Source organism: Streptococcus sp. OMI750, from assembly GCF_047463895.1.
Lineage (GTDB): Bacteria > Bacillota > Bacilli > Lactobacillales > Streptococcaceae > Streptococcus.
In genome coordinates, this window is sequence record NZ_JASHCZ010000002.1 from 156,813 (window position 1) to 170,931 (window position 14,119).

The 14,119-nt window shown below is 42.3% G+C and carries 11 protein-coding genes; 3 read left to right on the plus strand and 8 right to left on the minus strand.

All coding sequences use genetic code 11. The annotated features are described in order from the left end of the window. The first annotated feature begins 451 nt into the window (after positions 1 to 451). A complete protein-coding gene (locus QM830_RS05315) occupies positions 452 to 1,501 on the plus strand; it encodes a DUF389 domain-containing protein (RefSeq protein ID WP_414325885.1) in 1,050 nt (349 codons plus the stop codon). A gap of 360 nt (positions 1,502 to 1,861) precedes the next feature. Here QM830_RS05315 and thrS read toward each other — a convergent pair whose 3' ends face one another. From thrS to ccpA, 5 genes are all read right to left on the minus strand, one after another. Continuing rightward, entirely contained in the window at positions 1,862 to 3,805 is a 1,944-nt protein-coding gene (gene thrS, locus QM830_RS05320) for a threonine--tRNA ligase (protein WP_414325886.1), read from the minus strand. Positions 3,806 to 3,866: 61 nt separating this feature from the next. Beyond that, positions 3,867 to 4,190: a hypothetical protein gene (locus QM830_RS05325; RefSeq protein ID WP_009731422.1), complete on the minus strand. Its 324-nt coding sequence runs from the start codon at positions 4,188 to 4,190 to the stop codon at positions 3,867 to 3,869. A 274-nt stretch (positions 4,191 to 4,464) separates the two neighbouring features. Further along, positions 4,465 to 5,787, minus strand: coding sequence for a glycosyltransferase family 4 protein (locus QM830_RS05330; protein WP_414325887.1), 1,323 nt, complete (start codon positions 5,785 to 5,787; stop codon positions 4,465 to 4,467). Between the two features lies 1 nt (position 5,788). Beyond that, complete coding sequence (locus tag QM830_RS05335) at positions 5,789 to 6,787, minus strand: glycosyltransferase family 4 protein (protein WP_414325888.1); 999 nt, start codon at positions 6,785 to 6,787, stop codon at positions 5,789 to 5,791. Positions 6,788 to 6,928: 141 nt separating this feature from the next. Beyond that, complete coding sequence (gene ccpA, locus QM830_RS05340) at positions 6,929 to 7,933, minus strand: catabolite control protein A (RefSeq protein WP_414325889.1); 1,005 nt, start codon at positions 7,931 to 7,933, stop codon at positions 6,929 to 6,931. A 160-nt stretch (positions 7,934 to 8,093) separates the two neighbouring features. On the opposite strand from ccpA, the gene QM830_RS05345 reads away from it, so the two are divergent. Next, positions 8,094 to 9,176 (plus strand): M24 family metallopeptidase, encoded by a 1,083-nt coding sequence (locus QM830_RS05345; protein ID WP_414325890.1) that lies wholly within the window; start codon positions 8,094 to 8,096, stop codon positions 9,174 to 9,176. A gap of 24 nt (positions 9,177 to 9,200) precedes the next feature. Next, complete coding sequence (locus QM830_RS05350; protein WP_009731427.1) at positions 9,201 to 9,539, plus strand: hypothetical protein; 339 nt, start codon at positions 9,201 to 9,203, stop codon at positions 9,537 to 9,539. 97 nt (positions 9,540 to 9,636) lie between these two features. Here QM830_RS05350 and QM830_RS05355 read toward each other — a convergent pair whose 3' ends face one another. The 3 genes from QM830_RS05355 to QM830_RS05365 all read right to left on the minus strand — a co-directional run bounded on the left by QM830_RS05355 (position 9,637) and on the right by QM830_RS05365 (position 14,108). Continuing rightward, a complete protein-coding gene (locus QM830_RS05355) occupies positions 9,637 to 10,086 on the minus strand; it encodes an Rrf2 family transcriptional regulator (RefSeq protein WP_123160487.1) in 450 nt (149 codons plus the stop codon). A gap of 111 nt (positions 10,087 to 10,197) precedes the next feature. Continuing rightward, positions 10,198 to 11,040, minus strand: coding sequence for a metallophosphoesterase family protein (locus tag QM830_RS05360; protein WP_414325891.1), 843 nt, complete (start codon positions 11,038 to 11,040; stop codon positions 10,198 to 10,200). A 344-nt stretch (positions 11,041 to 11,384) separates the two neighbouring features. Then, entirely contained in the window at positions 11,385 to 14,108 is a 2,724-nt protein-coding gene (locus tag QM830_RS05365) for an FtsX-like permease family protein (protein WP_414325892.1), read from the minus strand. Between the last annotated feature and the right edge of the window lie 11 nt (positions 14,109 to 14,119).

Here is a 14,119-nt window from a genome sequence, read left to right on the forward strand (position 1 = left end):
CTAGTAGAGCCCACTCAACCACTGCGTCTTGCTCGATAATCCAAAGACAATTGAGAGGCTAGGACTTCTGACCCACTCTCACTCGGGAGTTTTGGAACTTCATAGAAGTTCGCTGACGTTCTTACTCACATAAGGAAGGTTTTTTAGATTGTTTTATCCTCAATCTTTTTATTTTTTCATTATTTCTCAACTCGGGATTTGTTGGCGATATCAGCTAGGATTGCTGCTACAAACTCATCATGTTTAAACATTAAATCTGTTCAATTGATAGATTTCTTCAGAGAAAGACTGTAAAATTTTTGATATAATACGTAGGATGGACTGATGGATATTTAAAAGATAATGTTCAAAAGGATCACAGGTAAGAATTAAAAACATGTCAGTTTGGACAGAAGTCTCTCTACCATCATCCATGCAGAAACAAGATTATATGAAATAAAAGGAGTAACCAATGTCCGGAAACTATTCAACACGTGAATTCCGCGAGAAACTATATGATGACCTTCATGTTCGATTAAGAGATACACTGATTTTGATGTGTTCGATTTTTATTGCCTCTATAGGTCTAAATATGAATTCAACAGCTGTCATTATTGGAGCCATGCTGATTTCCCCTCTTATGACACCGATTATTGGACTGGGGTTTGGTTTAGCTATTTTTGATACGCGTTTAATCAAGCAATCTCTAGGGGTTTTATTTACTCAAGTATTGGTCAGTTTGCTTGTCTCGACTCTATATTTCTGGATTTCTCCCTTATCTTATGCAAGTAGCGAATTGATTGCACGAACCTCTCCAACCATTTGGGATGTTCTCATTGCTATTGCGGGTGGGATAGCAGGTGTCATTGGTTCAAGAAAAAAAGAAGCAAACAATATCGTGCCAGGAGTAGCCATTGCAACAGCTCTGATGCCACCTATCTGCACTGCAGGCTATGGTTTAGCTAATGGAAATGTACGATTTTTATTTGGGGCTCTCTATCTTTTCTTGATCAACTGTGTCTTTATCATGCTAATCAATATTGTTGGAACAAGAATTATGATGAGACAATCTCCCTTAAGTTCATTCAATGAGCTAAACATTAAAATGAAAATTGGGTTGATATCCTTGATTGTATTATTGATCCTTCCAGCCAGCTATTCAGCAGTCACTCTGACGATGGATCAAGCGCGAAAAGAAGGGATCAAACAGTTTGTAGGAAAAGAGTTCGCCAATCATACGGTCATTAATCAAGTCTACAAGTCAAGGAATAATGAATTGGTCTTGACGGTTGTTGGAGATCCGATTTCAGAAGAAGAATTAGAAACCATTCGCCAAAAACAAGCCTCTTACGGTATTCAATCTGTTCAATTGAAAGTCAATCAAGTCCATAATTCGACAAAATTAGATAGTGAGACGACCAAGGAATTTTACGAAAACATTGACAAGTATATCGATCAAAAACTCTCTGAAAAAGATTCACAAAACGATCTCGTAAAAGAAAATGAGGCAGACAAGGATTGAGAATAGTCAACTTATCTAACTCATGGAAGCAAATCTTGGGAAGATATCCTATATCCAAAAGTTAATGGATAAAAAGGATTGTTAATGAGGATACTATTTGTAGTGGTTTGACCAATCACTACTAGCTCAGGTTAAATAAAATATAAAAAGGCGGTGGGACAGAAATCGATAGACAAAGTCTCGATTTCGTAGTCCCAGCCCCGCGAGGATGATTAGGAGCTTTTTGGAGTCTAAAAGACGAACAAAAAGTTCAATCAGCTACCGCGTCAAAGTTTGATTGCTAATAAAAAGTGAGGTCGGGATCTTTTGTCCCAACCTCTTTTTTAGGTAGCTGGAATTTTTATCCCAGGTTTTATCGTTTTATTTCTCAACACGAGATTTGTTGGCGATATCAGCTAGGATAGCTGATACAAACTCATCTACTGACACAGTGTTTGTTTCTTTTTGTCCATAGCGACGAACGTTGACAGTTCCATCTTCCATTTCCTTGTCCCCAACGATCAATTGGTAAGGAATCTTGCTTGTTTGTGAAGCACGGATCTTGAACTGCATTTTCTCATTACGTTCATCCACATCAGCACGGACACCACGGTCACGGAGTTTCTTCGCTACCTCCCAAGCGTAGTCAACGTGTTTCTCGTTAGATACTGGGATGAGAGTTACTTGGTGTGGTGCCAGCCATGTTGGGAAGGCCCCCTTGTAGTTCTCAATCAAGATAGCTGTGAAGCGTTCCATGGTTGAAATCACCCCACGGTGGATCATCACTGGACGGTGCTCTTCTCCATCCGCTCCGATGTATTTAAGGTCGAAGCGTTCTGGAAGCAAGAAGTCAAGCTGGATCGTAGAAAGAGTTTCTTCTTTACCAAGGGCAGTCTTCACCTGGATATCCAATTTTGGTCCGTAGAAGGCTGCTTCCCCTTCAGCTTCAAAGTAGTCAAGTCCCATGTCATCCATAGCTGATTTCAACATACGTTGAGCATTTTCCCACATTTCATCATTATCAAAATATTTGTGAGTATCTTTAGGGTCGCGGTAAGACAAACGGAAACGATAGTCAGTCAAGTTGAAATCTTCGTAAACATCGATAATCAATTGAAGCGTACGTTGGAACTCATCTTTGATTTGTTCAGGTGTTACGAAAGTATGACCATCATTAAGTGACATTTCACGTACACGTTGAAGCCCAGTGAGAGCACCAGATTTTTCATAGCGGTGCATCATACCGATTTCAGCAATACGGATTGGCAATTCACGGTAAGAGTGAACGTGGTGTTTAAAGACTTCGATATGGTGAGGACAGTTCATTGGACGAAGAACGAATTCTTCCCCATCACCCATATCCATAGTTGGGAACATATCTTCACGGTAGTGATCCCAGTGACCAGAAGTCTTGTAAAGTTCTACTGAGGCAATTGGTGGAGTGTAGACGTGTTGGTAACCAGCAGCGATTTCCTTGTCGACGATGTAGCGCTCCAATTCACGACGAATCGTCGCCCCATTTGGCAACCAGAATGGAAGACCTTGACCAACTTCTTGAGAAATCATGAACAAATCAAGCTCTTTCCCAAGTTTACGGTGGTCACGCTCTTTAGCTTCTTCACGCATTTGAAGGTAGTTCTTCAAGTCTTTCTTGTCGAACCAAGCGGTACCGTAAATTCGTTGCATCATGGCATTGTCGCTATTACCACGCCAGTAAGCACCTGCCACATTCAAAAGGTGGAAGATTTGGATACGACCAGTTGAAGGGACGTGTGGGCCACGGCAGAGGTCCACGTATTCACCTTGACGGTAGATAGTCAAGCCACCTTCGTCTTCAGAGTGTTCTTCGATCAATTCCAATTTGTATGGATCGTTTTTAAAGATTTCACGCGCTTCATCTTTAGTCACTTCTTCACGAATAGATGGGAAGTTTTCTTTAACGATTTTCTTCATTTCTTCTTCGATACGAGGAAGGTCTTCGTTCGAGATTTGACCCGCTTGGTTGTCTGTATCGTAGTAGAAGCCATCTTCGATCGCTGGGCCAACACCCAAGTGGATGTCTGGGAAGAGGCGACGAGCAGCCTGAGCGAACAAGTGGGCAGCTGAGTGACGCAAGATGTCAAGAGCATCTTCGTGATCTGGTGTCACGATTTCAATGCTTCCGTCTTCGGTAATCGCACGAGTTGTGTCAATCAATTTACCGTTAAATTTACCAGCAAGAGCTTTTTTAGCTAGGGAATTGCTGATGGATTGAGCAATGTCAAAAGTTGTAACGCCAGATTCGAATTCACGAACAGCGCCATCTGGGAAAGTAATGTTAATCATAATATTATATTCTCCTTTTTTATATTTCATAGTTTCTATGCATTGACTTTTTATTAGCAGACTACTTCCTAGTATGAATGTTCAACTGCTTTTCTTTATCAGAGAGGAAGTTTTCCATTTCCGTCAGGATGTCTATCTCCAAACGTTGAGAAAGTTCTACTAGCCACCAGATATTTTCTGAAAGTTTATGTTCCAGTGTGTAAGGTGTTTCATCATAGTAGCGTCCTTGCTTGGTCATCACTAATCGTTGGAAATTTCCAATATCATTTGATAAAGCCAAGAGGTCTTCTTCTACCGTCCACTTGGAATCATGATGCTTAACTTCCAGATCATGATAAGCTTGTCGGATTGCCCAACTGCGCTCCACTAATTCTTGCAACTCCATAGTTAGTCTCCTCACAAAAAAATTGCGACATCCAAAAAGGACGTCGCAACGTGGTTCCACCTTCATTTATGTTCCTCAAAAAAGAGGGACACCTCTGATTGGCTCTAACGTGGCCACCGTTTTATGTTTGCATAAAAGTATCTCGAGTAGTCCCAAACCTATCCTCTACGCGATTTCCAGCTCCACGCGCTCTCTATCAGATTTCCTAGATTTGATATGTCTCTGTCAGTTATTATAGCACGATTGAAAAATTTTGCAAGAGAAAGTTTCTTTTTCAATCAAAGAAATGCGTGATTTTACGGATTTTCTTCACCTGTTTGACAGACGCCTTCATTATCTTGACCGATCCATTTACCGGAAGAGCAATGACCTTGGTCGGAATTTTTACAATGGTCTTGGACATCCGCTTAACCCGACTTTGCTCTGGGTTCAAGTCATTCGAAAAGTCTTTAGAGATGATTTTATCCAGATAAAATTCATAGACTCGACGGCCGAAGGTTGCTGCAGAAATATCATCAATCTTTTCTGCCCACTTATCCTCATCGATTGCAGGCATCTCGTCAATCGCTTCAAGAATTGCTTGGGCTAGATCGCTCTCCTCATAAAAGAGCTTCCCAAACATGGGGTCGTCAATCACATGATCAAGATAAGGATTCCCATGAGCAATGATCGGCGTACCGCTAGCAATGCTCTCTAAATAGGTCAGCCCTTGCGTCTCACTTGTTGAAGCTGAAATAAAGAAGTCAGCCGCCTTATAGTAGAGAGCGGTCTCATTTGGTTGTATCATACCTGTGAAGATGATCGCATCTGATACACCCAGCTTGGTTGCTTGTTTTTTCAAATCATCCAGATAAGGACCATCCCCAGCCACGATCAACTTAACTTTAGAATTGACCTGGAGGACATCCGGAAGAGCCGCAATAACCGCTTGGATATTCTTTTCATAAGAGACCCGTGAAAGACTCAATAACAATGTTTCATCTTCTGCTACCTCATACTTCTCACGAAGAGCAGCAGTCTCTGTCGGGGTAATTTCTGGTCGGTCAAACTTGGCCAAATCAATCCCTGTAGGAATAATACGTTTTTCTGCCTTTACCTTGTATTTCTGGAGCAAGTCATAAACGATCTCGCTTGGGCAGATCACTCCGTCCAGATCATTCATATAGCTTCTCACAATGTACTTGACCATACTTGGACGAATGACCATGCCTCTTGCTATATAGCGCACATAGTCCTCATATTGGGTATGGTAGGTATGAATGACTGGAATCCGCAACTCGCGTCCAATCCACACTCCCAAAAGGCCCAGTGAAAACTCTGTCTGAGTGTGGATGATATCCAACTGGTATTGCTTGGCAATGGCAAGCGCCTTTGAGAAGCCTCGATAAGCGACCCGACGGTCCTTAAAGGCAAAGAAGGGCACACTCGGAATCCGAATGATCTGCCAATCCTCATAGCGGTTCACATCTTTATCTGTTGTCGTAAAGATAAAAACTGTATGACCCAATTTTTCTAATTCTGTTTTGAGCGTCCGAATACTGGTCGCCACTCCCGAAACTTGTGGGAAATAGGTATCTGTGAATAACCCTACACGCATCTTACATCTCCAAAACTGTTTGATAGGCTTCAACCAATTGATGAGCCACTATGTCGATCGAACGACTTTCAGCGACCTTGTAACCGGCCTCCCGCTTGTCGACTTGTCCATTTAGGACCTTGTTCAAGGAATCCACAAATTCATCCACATTGTGGCACAATTCAGATGAGGTCTCGTCAATCCAGCCATTGTAGACAGGGATATCTCGCAGGACGGTGTGCTGATGACTGGCCAAGGCTTCTAAAACAACGATTCCTTCCGTTTCTTCATAAGATGGGAAGAAGAAAGCATCTGAACCCGTCATAGCCCCTTGGAAGACCGCTCCCTTGAAATAGCCAGGGAATTCCACATTACTAGGATGATCCTTTTCCACTATGCGACGAATCTTACGCGGAATGATCCATTTGTTAATCGATCCAAGCCAAATAAAGCGCACATCCGGCATGCGACGGGCCACTTCTACGAAATCTTCAATCCCTTTGCGTTTAAAATACAGCCCCGCACAGATAACAACTTTTTGGCCTTCTTGGATATTAAAATGCTTGCGAAAGACTTCTTCTTTTTTCGGATCCTTCTTGTATTTTTCCAAATCAATCCCATTGGAGACCGCAATAATCGGAGTTGTCACCCCATAAGACTGAATCAGGTGTTTGGAATACTCAGATGGCGTGATCACATAGTCTGCCTTTTGGTACATGTGAGCCAAATACTTCCCAAACAAGGGCGCAAAAAAGTTAGACCCGATAAAGGAATTTTCAAAATCCTCACGGGTTGAATGGCCATGCATGATGACTTTCTTTCCACGACGCTTTGCTGCATGGAGCAAAAGGAAACTCCGTGGGCCATAGGTATTGATATGCACCACATCATAATCCCCTAAAATATCTGTCGTATACGGAATCCCAGCCAAATCAAGCGCATGCATTTGGTGCTGCAAGGCTCGACCAATTCCTGATTTTTGTAATACGGATTTTCCTTCTAAATACAGTAAAACTTTCATACCTTCTATTATACCGAAATAAAGAGTGCCCAGCAAGTCTCTACCTGTTTGCAGTATAAAAAAGAGGCTAGAACAGTTTTGTTCTAACCTCTCAGACTAGTAGACACGTCTTCCCAAGTCGAGACTCTAGTCTACTAATCTTTATTTTTTCGTCGTTCCACGTTGGTTGATCGTATGAGACAACAACACTTCGCGTTCTTCCAACTCTTCTTTGTGCATGATCTTGGTCAACATACGCATACTAATCGCACCAAGGTCATACAAGGGTTGGCCAATCGTTGATAGATTTGGACGCGTGTAACGTGTTACTTGTGAATCATCACTAGTAATGATTTCAAAGTCTTCTGGCACTTTGATACCGTGATCAGACAAGCCGTTCAAGAGACCTGCAGCCAATTCATCACCTGTCACAAAAGCAGCTGTTGCTTTTGACGCAATGATGCGTTCTGCCAAGTTATAACCTTCATCATAACGGTATTTCGATTCAAAGACAAGTCCTTCGCTGTAGCTCAATTTTTTCGTTTTTAAAGCTTCTTTATAGCCAGCCAAACGGATTTTTCCATTGATATCATCCACCAATGGGCCACTTACAAAAGCAATTTTCTTGTTGTGTTTTGCCAATTGTGTAACAGCATCAACAGTCGCTTGCTTGTAGTCGATATTGACACTTGGTAATTGGTGTTCTACATCGACTGTCCCAGCAAGGACGACTGGCGTCCGAGAGCGTGAAAACTCTGAGCGAATCTTTTCTGTCAAGTGATAGCCCATGAAAATGATTCCATCCACTTGTTTTGAAAAGAGGTTGTTTACTACTGAAACTTCTTTGTCATCGTCTTCATCGCTATTTGCAAGGACGATGTTGTACTTGTACATTTCCGCAATGTCATCAATCCCTTTAGCCAAGGTAGAGAAATAGCTGTTGGTAATGTTTGGAATCACAACACCGACCGTTGTGGTTTTCTTGCTGGCAAGACCACGCGCAACAGCATTTGGACGGTAATCCAAGCGTTCGATCACTTCCAAAACTTTTTTACGTGTATTTTCTTTAACGTTCTTATTTCCATTCACTACACGACTAACGGTTGCCATTGAAACCCCTGCTTCACGGGCGACATCATAAATCGTTACTGTATCGTCTGTATTCATAAGATTTCCTTTCATTGTTGAAAATTTCGTTTTCATTCTCTAATTAATCCTATTTTATCACGGATTGTAAACACTTTCAAGTATTTTGGTAAAATTTTGTAAACTCTTGCTTTTTTAGGGAAAATTTGACAAAATAGATCCATAGAAAGAAGGTAGCATTATGTCCAAATTAGATCAAATCGTCGATTTTCTTGAAACTGAAAAAACAGATGTCGCTGTTGTATCCGATCCTGTCACCATCAATTACCTGACTGGATTTTACAGTGATCCCCACGAACGCCAACTCTTCTTGTTCGTCTATACAGACCACGAACCCCTTCTCTTCGTACCTGCACTTGAAGTGGAACGGGCGACTGCAGTTGTCGATTTCCAAGTGGTTGGCTATGTGGATTCTGAAAACCCTTGGGAAAAGATTAAAGGGGCTATCGCTAAACCAGATGCCAAAACTGTTGCACTTGAATATGATAACTTGATTCTGACCAAGTACAATGGTTTGCGCACTGTCTTTGAAAAAGCGAAATTTACTAACTTAACACCACGGATTAACCGCATGCGCTTGATCAAATCAGCTGATGAGATCCAAAAGATGTTGGTTGCCGGTCAATACGCAGATAAGGCTGTCAATATGGGTTTTGACGCCATCTCACTGGATAAAACAGAAACTGATATCGTTGCAGAAATCGACTTTGGCATCAAACGCTTGGGCTATGAAATGAGCTTTGAAACGATGGTCTTGACTGGAAATAATGCAGCTAACCCACACGGAATTCCTGGAAGCAACAAGGTCGAAAACGATGCTCTCTTGCTCTTTGACCTTGGCTGTATGGTGAATGGTTATGCATCTGATATGACTCGTACTGTTGCTGTTGGGAAACCAGATGACTTCAAAAAAGAAATCTACCACTTGACATTAGAAGCTCAACAAGCAGCCATTGACATGATCAAACCAGGTGTAACGGCGCATGAAGTAGACCGTGCTGCACGGAGCGTCATTGAAAAAGCTGGTTACGGCGAATACTTCAACCATCGCCTCGGACACGGCATTGGAATGGATGTGCATGAATTCCCTTCTATCATGGAAGGAAATGACCTGGTCATCGAAGAAGGAATGTGCTTCTCAGTCGAACCGGGGATCTACATCCCTGGAAAAGTCGGGGTTCGAATTGAAGACTGTGGCTATGTGACAAAAGATGGCTTTGGCCTCTTTACCGAAACCAGCAAAGACTTGCTGTATTTTGATTAAGTTAGAAAATAAGGAGATTGTTGTATGATTGTTTGGCGTGGTAAAGGCTTGCTCGTTCCCCTTGCTTTTATGCTGGGCGGGGCACTAACCAATATTATTTTTATGGCTCTTCATCTTAATGTGAGAAATAGAGCTGATAGTATCATACTTGGATGTATGATGGGAATCTTTTCAGCTGGTATCAATTATTTACTGACAAAGAAATTTGTTTCCGATCAAGTTCGGTATATGATTGATGAGGAAACAGGGCAACGCATAGCTTTGCGCGATCGATCTTCCTTCATGTTCATCCCTAATCGTTACTGGACATGGATTTTTGCAGTAACCTGTATTCTAGTTAGCTTTGTAGCCTTAGTGAAGTAAAGTTAGTAGGATGGTTGATATTTTACTCCATGAACACAAAAAGCCTTTCAGTCTAAACTGAACGGCTTTTTTACATCGAGTTTCTCACAGACTCAAATCAAGAAACAGTTGCTAGCTCCATTTGTTTCTTGGTTTGCTCCACCACTTCTTTGAGGCTGGTCTGAGCCATTTCCTTTTCCATGGCCAATTGAATCTCTTCTAGCTTCCCATCTAAAACACCATGGATACTATTTCCAATCGGACAAGCTGGATTTGGATGCTCGTGGAAGCCAAATAATTGACCAGTCTTCCCCAGACATTCAACCGCCTGATAGATATCTAACAAACTAATGGCTTCCAATTCTTTGGCCATCTCGGCCCCACCTGTTCCACGCGCCACATGGATGAGGCCTGCCTTTTTTAATTGAGACAAGGTTTTCCGAATAATGACAGGGTTTACCCCAACGCTGCCAGCAATCATATCACTGGTCACCTTGGTGCAGTCTCCTTTTAGGGCAATCATCACTAATACATGGGTTCCAATGGTAAATCGACTTGAAATTTGCATATCTTCACTCCTTTCTGGCTGTTTGGAAGGTCTCTTCTACTGGATATTTTTCAATAGATGATGCTTATTATCCCTATTATACTCTTTTGTGTTGTAATGTCAACAGTTACACTATTGAAAGAAATCCTCTAACCAAGCATTAATCTCTCGATCATGGCCTTCTCTCCGCTCAATTTCATGAAGCAGCTCATGATTGTGGGTATGATGAATTCCATTGATCAAACTTTCGTAATACACTTGATAATAAGGGAGATGGAGTTCTTTAGCAAGTTGGAGTTCTTTTTTGACATCATAGTCCACCCGTCTGAAATCGACATCTTTTAGTCCCATTTGATCAAATTCGAGAATGGCATACATAGCCCGAAGGTCCTTGCGAAGATTCTTTTCTAAAAAGAAGGGTTGACCGATCGATCCAGGGTTGAGGATTAGTTCTCCGCCAGTCCCATAACGGAAAAATTGCTGATGGATGTGGCCATAGACTGCGATATCACAGGCTGGATTTGTCACCAAGCGATCGAAATCCTTCTGATCCCCGATATGGATCAATTCGCGTCCCCAATTCTTATCGGGTAAGTGATGACTAATACCGATTTTCAAGCCTGCAATTTCTCTATGGACCTGCATGGGCATTTTCTGCATGGCTTCGATTTCTTGAGGCGTGATTTCTTCGAGAATATATTGACACTGGCGCATGAGGTAGCGATGACTCGGTCTAGTCTCATCCAACATCCCCTTCATAGCCCGCCACAGGCTATCTTCCCAGTTTCCCAAGACTTTCACCGTAATAGGAAGCTCCTCTAACAGCTCCAATAGTGCACGTCTGCCTGTCCCTGGCATTAAACTATCTCCCAAGAGCCAATATTCATCCACCTTGGCTGTTTGGCTATCTTTTATAACAGCTTCTAAAGCTGTTGTATTTCCATGAATATCTGAAAGCAAAGCAATTTTCGTCATGATCTTCTCCTTGCATCCATTATAACAAAGAGAAGAAAAACTTCCACCCTCAGGTGAAAGTTTTAAAAACATTTGATGCTGGTAAAATGAAAAAGAAGGCTAGGGCTCTTTTTGTCAACATCAGATGCGTGCTTTGTATCATAGTGAATTGCGACAGGATGAGGGAGGATCGATACTATCCTCCCGAAGAGTTAGTAATTCGTGTAGGAAAACAACTATCGTGCTTGCCGTTACACGAATTGAACACGCCTACAACTCTTTGGAAAAAGATAAATCCAACTAGAAGCGGACGCTTCGTCGTTGGATTTCCTATTTTCCTTTGAGTTGCTAAACGGCTTTGTATCTTAGTCTACTGATTTGAGAGCTTCGAGCATGTCCACTTTCCGGAGGTAATAGTCGACATAGATTCCTAACAGGATCAGGAGAAGGACAATCCCTCCAACAGGGAAGAAGTAGACACCCAGTCCCACATGGGGATAAAAGAGAATGGCATCAGGTGCAATCATGGCAATAAGGAATTGATGAAGATAGTAGCCCCCTCCTAACCCTAGCAGAATCCCTATGATGGACAATAAGATGGTCTCTCGGTAGATATAAAGCGTCACTTCCTTATTGTGAAAACCTAAGACCTTAATGGTTGACAATTCCCGGATTCGTTCTGCCACATTGATATGGGTTAAGTTGTACAAGATCACAATAGCTAGCAAGATCGATACCACCACCAGGATCATCATGGTTTTATCCAAAGATTTGGCAACAGAGGTAAACAGCGAAATCATCGAAGCGTTCTGACTGACTCCCTTAACAGCTGCAAGAGACATCATATCTCGACTCACAGCTTGTACTTCTTGTTGAGACGGATCTTGCAACTGCACCAAATAGCTATTTTCAGGAGCCTTCTTTCCGTATATTTTTTGATAATTTGTCTGATCCATATAGATAAAGTGTCCGACATAATTTTCAGTGATCCCTGCCACCTTGAAAGAATGACCGTCTATCGTTAATCGATCCCCATCCGTAACCCCTGCAAGTTGTGCTAGTTTGCTGCTGATGATAACCCCTTTCTTTAGAGACAAGGGGTCCCCTTTGTGGAGAGAACCCAGGGTTACAAAGGGCGATAAATCTGCTCGATCCGTCACCATCATGGTAATGCTTTGCTTGTCTCGACCACCTTTAAGAGAAGCTTCAAGCAGCTGGCTATAGAGAGATTGATAATTTTTGATATCTGATTTTGCTAGACGATTGGTTAGTTCCTTGCTTTCTTGGGGAGAAGCGTTGGTTTTTTTGGCCACAATCAGCTCATAAGACAAGATTTCTTGAAATTGCCGATTTGGAACTCCTCTTACAGAGGATTGAATGCCAAGGCCTGCAAAGAGAAGAGCAACCGAACCTGCCACACCAAAAATGGTCATCAGCATCCGTAGTTTGTAACGAAAGAGATTGCGAGCAGTAACCTTGTGAGTGAAACTCAGTCGTTTCCAGATAAAACCAATACGCTCTAGGAAAATCTGAGAGCCTGAAACGGGTGGTTTCGGAAGCAAGAGAAGATTGGCTTCTTCTTTTAATTCCTTACGAGACACCCAATAAGCTGGAAGAACACTGGCTACAAGGGACAGGCCGAGAGCCATGAGAGTCATATTTGCATAAAAATATTCTTTGCTGTCCCCAATGACCATTCCTTGTGTTATAATCTTGGAAATAATGCCTGATAGGAAATAATGGCCTAGCAAGTTTCCCAGAAGCATCCCGATGGTTCCTGCAAAAAATCCATAGAGGACAAATTTGAGAACGATGTCCTTGGTACGATAACCTAGCGCTTTAAAAATGCCTGCATTGGTCCGCTCTTCATCGACAAAGCGTGTCATCGTGGTAAAGGTGACCATGGCTGCTACTAGATAAAGGACCACAGGAAATATATTTCCGACGGCAGAGATGCTACTACTAGCATTGCTATACATGAGGTATCCTTGCCCACCAGGCATGGTCTTGCGATCATAGACGTGGTAGGATGGGATTTCTAGTTGCTCCAGATCCCTTTGGGCCTGGAGCAACTCTTCCTCTTTTTGTGCAAGCTCAGTTTGACCGCTTGTCCATTCTTTCTTTTTCTGATCCAGCTCTGCTTTAGCTTGCTGGATCTTTTCTTGACTGCTTGCTTGTTGCTGAGCTGGTAGGAATGGACCTAGTTTACTTAGCTGGGCCTCTTGCAAGTCTAATTGTTTTTGACCCTGATCGATTTGGGACTTAGCTATTTGAAGTGTATCTTTAGCACGACTAAGTTCCTTTTGCCCCTTTTGGATCTCTGTATCAGCCGCCTGATTGAGTCTTTGGTAGCGAGCCTTTCCATTATCTTTCAGCCGCTTTTCTATGTCCTCTTGATGGACTTGGAGTTGTTTTTGGTAGGCTGGTGAAAAAGAATCCAACGATTTCAGATCATCAAACAGAATACGCGCTATCACAGGCAGTTTATTCGTGAAAACTTCTTTTGAAACTAGAGCATAGGCATCTAGATTTCCACTTCCACTCCTTGCACTGCCTAAATTTTTCTGAGACCACATTTCAGATGATTGAACAAAGCCAACAATAGTAAAGTGCTTTCTCTTTAAAACAGACTTCTCTCCAACCTTTTCTTCAACCGTAAATCGATCTCCAATCTGATAGCGACCGGACCAAAAACTAGCTAGGGCCAGTTCTTCTTCTTTCTTTGGCAGACGCCCCTTGGTCACACGAAAGGACGAAATGCTCTTTGGAGGAGAAAAGAGCCGAATAGCCCTCCCTGTTCCTTCCACTGTCACATCCGTCAGAGAGCCAAATTCGACACGGGTCCCACTGAGTCCTTCCAGCTCTTCTTGATCCGCTTGATCTAATCCCAAGTCTCCCATGACAGCAAGATCCAGCATCTCTTCTTGCTGGATAAACTGGTTAGCGGTTCGATGCATGTTTGGAGTAGTCACTTTCAAGCCAACCAAGGCTAAACTTCCTAGCATCATCAAGGTTAAGATGGAAAGGAAACGCCCTTTTGACTCAGTAAAAGAATGAAAGAGGTCTTTCCAATATACTTTTCGTTTCATGCTTCCACCTC

Bases quoted from the DNA above. Each gene is read 5' to 3' on its own strand.
- QM830_RS05315 (WP_414325885.1), top strand. From the start codon at position 452: ATGTCCGGAAACTATTCAACACGTGAATTCCGCGAGAAACTATATGAT.
- thrS (WP_414325886.1), bottom strand. From the start codon at position 3,805: ATGATTAACATTACTTTCCCAGATGGCGCTGTTCGTGAATTCGAATCT.
- QM830_RS05325 (WP_009731422.1), bottom strand. From the start codon at position 4,190: ATGGAGTTGCAAGAATTAGTGGAGCGCAGTTGGGCAATCCGACAAGCT.
- QM830_RS05330 (WP_414325887.1), bottom strand. From the start codon at position 5,787: ATGCGTGTAGGGTTATTCACAGATACCTATTTCCCACAAGTTTCGGGA.
- QM830_RS05335 (WP_414325888.1), bottom strand. From the start codon at position 6,787: ATGAAAGTTTTACTGTATTTAGAAGGAAAATCCGTATTACAAAAATCA.
- ccpA (WP_414325889.1), bottom strand. From the start codon at position 7,933: ATGAATACAGACGATACAGTAACGATTTATGATGTCGCCCGTGAAGCA.
- QM830_RS05345 (WP_414325890.1), top strand. From the start codon at position 8,094: ATGTCCAAATTAGATCAAATCGTCGATTTTCTTGAAACTGAAAAAACA.
- QM830_RS05350 (WP_009731427.1), top strand. From the start codon at position 9,201: ATGATTGTTTGGCGTGGTAAAGGCTTGCTCGTTCCCCTTGCTTTTATG.
- QM830_RS05355 (WP_123160487.1), bottom strand. From the start codon at position 10,086: ATGCAAATTTCAAGTCGATTTACCATTGGAACCCATGTATTAGTGATG.
- QM830_RS05360 (WP_414325891.1), bottom strand. From the start codon at position 11,040: ATGACGAAAATTGCTTTGCTTTCAGATATTCATGGAAATACAACAGCT.
- QM830_RS05365 (WP_414325892.1), bottom strand. From the start codon at position 14,108: ATGAAACGAAAAGTATATTGGAAAGACCTCTTTCATTCTTTTACTGAG.